This is a genomic window from Microcystis sp. LE19-41.2A, assembly GCF_027530405.1.
GTDB lineage: Bacteria > Cyanobacteriota > Cyanobacteriia > Cyanobacteriales > Microcystaceae > Microcystis > Microcystis aeruginosa.
In genome coordinates this window covers 1-5,813 of the sequence record NZ_JAPZQJ010000160.1, presented here as the reverse complement: position 1 = coordinate 5,813, position 5,813 = coordinate 1, and the positions used below count along the sequence as shown (strand labels likewise).

The 5,813-nt window shown below is 42.1% G+C and carries 7 protein-coding genes; 5 read left to right on the top strand and 2 right to left on the bottom strand.

All coding sequences use genetic code 11. The features are described 5' to 3' along the window. The first annotated feature begins 265 nt into the window (after positions 1–265). From O9290_RS06880 to O9290_RS06870, 3 genes are all read left to right on the top strand, one after another. The gene (locus tag O9290_RS06880) at positions 266–904 is read left to right on the top strand and encodes a DUF2834 domain-containing protein (RefSeq protein ID WP_288056207.1); all 639 of its coding nucleotides are present in this window, start codon (positions 266–268) and stop codon (positions 902–904) included. Between the two features lie 130 nt (positions 905–1,034). Further along, on the top strand, positions 1,035–1,328 hold the full coding sequence (locus O9290_RS06875; RefSeq protein ID WP_002733401.1) for a hypothetical protein: 294 nt from the start codon (positions 1,035–1,037) through the stop codon (positions 1,326–1,328). Between the two features lie 2 nt (positions 1,329–1,330). Beyond that, a complete protein-coding gene (locus O9290_RS06870; RefSeq protein ID WP_043999260.1) occupies positions 1,331–1,849 on the top strand; it encodes a low molecular weight protein-tyrosine-phosphatase in 519 nt (172 codons plus the stop codon). Between the two features lie 14 nt (positions 1,850–1,863). Here O9290_RS06870 and O9290_RS06865 read toward each other — a convergent pair whose 3' ends face one another. Continuing rightward, complete coding sequence (locus O9290_RS06865; RefSeq protein WP_002742402.1) at positions 1,864–2,520, bottom strand: response regulator transcription factor; 657 nt, start codon at positions 2,518–2,520, stop codon at positions 1,864–1,866. A 374-nt stretch (positions 2,521–2,894) separates the two neighbouring features. On the opposite strand from O9290_RS06865, the gene O9290_RS06860 reads away from it, so the two are divergent. Continuing rightward, a complete protein-coding gene (locus O9290_RS06860) occupies positions 2,895–4,010 on the top strand; it encodes a branched-chain amino acid ABC transporter permease (protein ID WP_002761333.1) in 1,116 nt (371 codons plus the stop codon). Between the two features lie 111 nt (positions 4,011–4,121). Beyond that, positions 4,122–4,874, top strand: a complete 753-nt coding sequence (locus tag O9290_RS06855) for an ABC transporter ATP-binding protein (RefSeq protein ID WP_288056209.1) — start codon at positions 4,122–4,124, stop codon at positions 4,872–4,874. On the opposite strand, the gene hisH is transcribed toward O9290_RS06855, so the two are convergent. Beyond that, complete coding sequence (gene hisH / locus O9290_RS06850; RefSeq protein WP_002761338.1) at positions 4,863–5,501, bottom strand: imidazole glycerol phosphate synthase subunit HisH; 639 nt, start codon at positions 5,499–5,501, stop codon at positions 4,863–4,865. The two genes, O9290_RS06855 and hisH, sit on opposite strands and share 12 nt — an antisense overlap. Between the last annotated feature and the right edge of the window lie 312 nt (positions 5,502–5,813).

Below are 5,813 nucleotides of genomic sequence, written 5' to 3'. Positions count from 1 at the left end.
TTCGGTTTGTGTTATGCAATGGACGGGGGTTATAAGGGATGGAACCCTTATAGAGAAAGGCATTTAGCGATTTTTGTCAATTGTTTTTATCTAGAGCGAACTAATCAATTAAGTCTCTTGCCAGATAAGGATTTAGTCGATTTATGCCCCCCTATCGAACCATAACAAGCAACGAAGAGCCTAATCTTGCTTGATCTTTTGATCACTTTTCTACTAAAATATCTGCTGAAATCCCATTACTCAATTAACCTAATTATCTACTGCCATGTTAACAAAAATTATTCTCGGTTTACTTTGGTTATGCTTCGGATTATACGCTTTTTTACTAGCACCCCCCGACCAACCAGATACAATAAATTTAATTATCAATCTTTCCACTGGGAAATGGCAAGATATCAACCCGTTAATTATCGCTCTTTTTAACCTGATGGGAGTTTGGCCACTTATCTACACTAGCCTTTTAATTATCGATGGTCGTGACCAAAAAATCATCGCTTGGCCCTTTACTTTTGCCTCCTTTGCCGTGGGTGCTTTCGCTATTTTACCCTATCTAACTCTCCGTCAATCCAACAGCAATTTTACTGGTAAAAAAAATCTGGTCATTAAACTTTTAGACTCACCTTGGTTAGGAGTAATTGCCCTAATTACTGCGGCAATTTTAATCGCTTACGGATTAATTAACGGCAATTGGTCTGATTTTTGGTATCAGTGGCAAACTAGCCGTTTTATTCATGTTATGAGTTTAGATTTCTGTCTTTTAACCCTATTATGTCCAATTTTGCTGCAAGATGATCTAACCCGACGGGGATTAAAAAATCCTTTCCTGTTGCCGGTAGTTTCCCTTTTGCCTCTAATCGGTCCGGCAATTTATTTAATTATTCGTCCTCGCTTAGGGGAGAATTAAGGGTAAATTGTCTTGAGCAAACTTAACCATTTCTTGACAGGAGAAGTTCATATTTAACAGAAATTATGCTGAGGTTCCTCTAAAATATGAGGAAAGAGATTAATGTCCAGATTAGAAGGAGTGTTTAACCTTGTTAGAGAGTCAAAAACCACCTCGGATTTACTGCTTTCAAGCTGATTATCTTGCCTCCCAACAATTTAACCCCCAAGAGATTCCCGCTTGGTTATCCTTAGAGGTAAACTGGCAGGGTTATAGAATTCATACCCTACCCTGGGTAGCAGACGTAGCTAGGGTATTAGGATTATTAGCGATCGAAGATACCCCCCAAGGGTGGCAAGATTATTTAGAAAGCTTGGGATTAGCCAAAATTAGGTTAATGGACAGCGAGGAGTTTTTTGAGGATAAATCTTTATCGGGATGTTAGAAATGCCCTATAATTGGCAGTTTAGTGATGATTCTACCAGTCAATTTATGCCTTATAAACTACTCTTCGTCTGTTTAGGAAATATCTGTCGTTCTCCCGCTGCCGAGAATATCATGACTTATCTGATTGAACAAGAAGGATTAGGCAATAAAATCCTCTGTGATTCCGCGGGTACTGCCGGTTATCATATCGGTTCTCCTCCCGATTCTCGCATGAATACGGCGGCCAAAAAACGCGGTATTCCTTTGCAAGGGACAGCTAGACAATTTACCCGCGAGGATTTCGAGAATTTTGATCTAATCCTAGCCATGGATAAAGCCAATTATCAAGATATTTTATCCCTAGATCGGACAGGAAAATATCAAGAAAAGGTCAAGTTAATGTGTGACTATGCTCGTTATCACCCAGAAAAAGAAGTTCCCGATCCCTACTACGGTGGTCGTGAAGGTTTTGAACGCGTAATCGAGCTACTTTTAGACTCCTGTGGCAGTCTTTTGGAGGAAGTAAAAAACAAAATTTAAGTTTTTTATTTCAGCTAATCGATTAGTCTATGTTCGAGGGAAAAACGAACCAATTCGGCGCGATTATTAGTAGTTGTTTTTCTGAGTAAACTACTAACATATTTCTCGATCGTGCGAGAACTAAGATGCAGTTTTTGCCCAATTTCACTGTTAGAAAGTCCCCGGGCTAAATGTTCTAACACTTCCCGCTCGCGATTAGTTAACTTAAAATCGTCCTGTAAAGAAGAAGTTAAAACATCCCTAGTTTTGGGGCTTTCTTCTGGTTTTAATTTCTGATATTGACGTTCACTTTGCACCATTTGCGATCGCTCTAAAAGATTGCGAATAACTGCTTTTAATTCCTCCATCTCAAAAGGTTTAGGAAGATAGATATCACAACCCACTTGATAACCGCGGATTCTTTCCTCTGTTGACCCTCTTTCGGTTAAAAAAATTACTGGTAATAACCTAAATTCTGGCTGTTGCCGCACCTTAGTCACCAAAGAATAGCCGTCTAAACGCGGCATTTTGATATCCGATACCAAAAGATGGGGATGATAGGTATCCAATAAATTCAAAGCTTCCAAACCATTACTCGCCGCCACCACACTATAACCTGCTAATTCTAAATAGTCTTTGACCGCTAGGCGGATACCGGGGTCATCATCGGCAATTAGAATCAAAAGAGGCATAGAAATTAACAGGACAAGGTTTTTTCAGTATTGATAGCCTAGCACCCTCCGCTCGTCACAATTGTCCATCAAGCTACAGAGGCCGTTGTAACTGATATTATACTAGCAGTTAGCAATCAGCCTTTTCAGTGATCAGTAATCAGATGTGAGTTTTCAGCTTTTTCTCCTCCTCTCCCCACTCTCCCACTTCCCCACTTCCCCACTCCCCCAACCCCTTTTTTACTTTGAAGATCATTTTTGAGTTATACCGTTTCTCATAAGTATGAAGTATAACTGGATTGGGCATCGTCTCCTGATTCCTGACTCCTGACTTCTGGCTCCTGACTCCCGAAACCGACAACTTTGTACCTCACTATTAAGATAATTGCCATAACATGACAGATTATTTAGTTTCCCTGACAATTTGGGCGGGTATTTACGCGATTTTTGCCCTCGGTTTAAATCTACAATGGGGATTTACTGGCTTAATTAACTTTGGTCACGTTGCTTTTGCCACTTTAGGGGCTTATGCAACGGTTTTATTAACTTTACAGGGTGTACCGATGATTTTTGCCGCCATTGTCGGAGCGATCCTAGGGGCATTGTTGGGATTGGCGATCGGTTTTTCCACCCTGAGATTAAGAGCCGATTATCTAGCAATTGTCACCATCGGGGTATCTGAGTTAATTCGTTTACTGGTGCTTAACGAGGATTGGTTAACGAAAGGCAGTTTCGGACTACAACGTTATCCCCTACCTTTGGATATAAATCCCAGTTTTCCCGTCAAATTATTAATTATTGCCCTGTTTACCCTGCTTGCTATCTTTGCTCTCTGGCAATTGGGGCGCAATCTGCAACGACAATGGCGCGAAGCGGGGCAAATTAGCGGCAAAAGCTATCAACCGACGCAAAAGAGGGCTTTAATCTTTTGGGGGTCGTTAGGGGCGATAATCCTGCTTTTTCTGTATATAAACGGCGTAATTGCCTTGAATGACTATAATTACAAAGCGGGGCTGATGGTGGTAGTTTTAGTCCTCCTCGCTCTCGTTTATACTGGTTTAGAATTACTTTTACGATCGCCTTGGGGACGCATCCTCAAAGCTATCCGGGAAGATGAAGAAATTCCCCGGGCTTTAGGAAAAAATGTCTTTTGGTATAAGTTACAATCTTTGATGTTAGGCGGTGCGATCGCTGGTTTAGCTGGGGCTTTTTTAGCATGGCAATTAACCACTATTTACCCGACTAATTTTGAACCATTATTGACTTTTAACGCTTGGATTATTATCATTCTCGGTGGCTCTGGTAGCAATGCCGGCACCTTACTAGGAGCAGTAATTTTCTGGGCTTACGATTCCCTGACTCGCTTTATTTTGCCCCAATTAGATATTTTTAATGATAGCCAATTAGGGGCTTTACGGATTATGATTATCGGTCTGCTGCTCATGGTTTTAATGATCTGGCGACCCCAGGGTATCCTCGGCAAAAAAGAGGAGTTAACTTTGGGAAAATAATTTCAGTTATCAGTTATCAGTTATCAGTTATCAGTTATCAGTTCATCGATTACTCTTCACTGAAAACACTTCCCACTTCATAATTCATAATTCATAATTCATAATTTATATATGTTACTTTCTGCCAAAGGATTATCGAAAAGTTTTGGGGGCATTCGCGCCGTCAATAATGCTTATTTGGATGTGCCGCAGGGCAGCATCACCGGGTTAATCGGGCCAAATGGAGCCGGCAAAACCACACTTTTTAACCTTTTATCTAATTTTATTCGCCCAGATAAAGGAGAAGTTTTTCTTGATGGTCAGCCCATTCATCAGCTGCCTCCCTATCAAATTGCCCTGAAAGGATGTGTGAGAACTTTTCAAGTCGCCAGGGTATTATCCCGATTAACGGTGTTAGAAAATATGCTCTTAGCTAGTCCGGGGCAAACGGGAGAAAATTTTCTCAAAGTCTGGTTTCAGGGGGCAAAAATTCGCCAACAGGAACAGGAAAATCGTCTCAAAGCTTTGGAGATATTAGATTCGATCGGTCTGGGGGAAAAAGCGCAGGATTATGCGGGAGCTTTATCGGGAGGACAGCGTAAATTATTAGAGATTGGCCGAGTGCTAATGACCGAGCCAAAATTAATTTTATTAGATGAACCAGCCGCCGGAGTTAATCCCACTTTAATCGCTCAAATCAACGACCATATTATCGAGTGGAATCGTCAGGGAATTACCTTTTTAATTATCGAGCATAATATGGATGTGATTATGTCCCTTTGTCACCACGTTTGGGTATTAGCAGAAGGGACAAATTTAGCCGATGGCATTCCCAGCGAAATCCAAAAAAACGAGCGGGTTTTAAAGGCTTATTTAGGAGACTAAAGCTAATTTTTGCACCTGTTCAACAAAGTTAGCCAGAATTTTTAAGCCATTAGTCGAGGATTTTTCTGGGTGAAACTGCACCGCTACCAAACGATCACGAGCGATCGCTGCCGTCACCGTTTGACTGCCGTGGGTGACGGTGGCAGCAGTTACATGACTATCAAGGGGATCAACATAATAGGAATGGACAAAATAGACGTGAGGATGCGGGGGTAATCCCTGCCAAAGAGCATGATCCGGCTGGGTGAAGTCTAATTGATTCCAACCCATGTGGGGAATGGTAATGCCAGGTTCCGAGCGAAAACGGCGCACTGTCCCCGGAATAATCCCTAAACCCGCCTCTTGTCCTTCCTCCGATGAGTCAAAGAGAATTTGTAAACCGAGACAGATGCCAAGGAAGGGTTTACCATTAGCGATCGCCGCTTTGAGCGGTTTTTCTAGATGACGGCTGCGAATTTGCCGGACAGCAGGATCAAAAGAACCGACTCCGGGTAAGACAATAGCGTCAGCTTTTTCGAGATCGAGGGGAGAATCGGTAATTTTCGGCACTGCACCCACGGTTTCCAGTCCTTTACAGGCAGAGTGCAGATTTCCCATGTCATAATCGATGACAGCGATTAAGGTCATTGCTATATACTGATCAGGCGATGACCTTATTTTAGAGCAATCACGCAGAACGAACCACAGAGACACAAAGGACACAAAGATCGATCACTACTATATAGGGTTTGCTGAAAAAGCTTTTCCTGGGGGCAGGGTGTGGGGTGTGGGGTGTGGGGTGTGGGGTTTTACCGATTTTGAGGTAGTCAGTTGCCTAATTTTCAGGGAAAAAGTACCTGAATTTTGCCCCCGATCCCCGCAATGGCTGGCACTTTTTGAGGGAAAAAAAGTCTAAAAGTCTTATCCAACAAGGTTTTTAGATTTATTCAGCAAGCCCTA

Excerpts from the sequence above, each read along its gene's own strand:
- O9290_RS06870 (WP_043999260.1), top strand. The coding sequence starts at position 1,331 with ATGCCCTATAATTGGCAGTTTAGTGATGATTCTACCAGTCAATTTATG.
- O9290_RS06865 (WP_002742402.1), bottom strand. The coding sequence starts at position 2,520 with ATGCCTCTTTTGATTCTAATTGCCGATGATGACCCCGGTATCCGCCTA.
- O9290_RS06855 (WP_288056209.1), top strand. The coding sequence starts at position 4,122 with ATGTTACTTTCTGCCAAAGGATTATCGAAAAGTTTTGGGGGCATTCGC.
- hisH (WP_002761338.1), bottom strand. The coding sequence starts at position 5,501 with ATGACCTTAATCGCTGTCATCGATTATGACATGGGAAATCTGCACTCT.
- O9290_RS06880 (WP_288056207.1), top strand. The coding sequence starts at position 266 with ATGTTAACAAAAATTATTCTCGGTTTACTTTGGTTATGCTTCGGATTA.
- O9290_RS06860 (WP_002761333.1), top strand. The coding sequence starts at position 2,895 with ATGACAGATTATTTAGTTTCCCTGACAATTTGGGCGGGTATTTACGCG.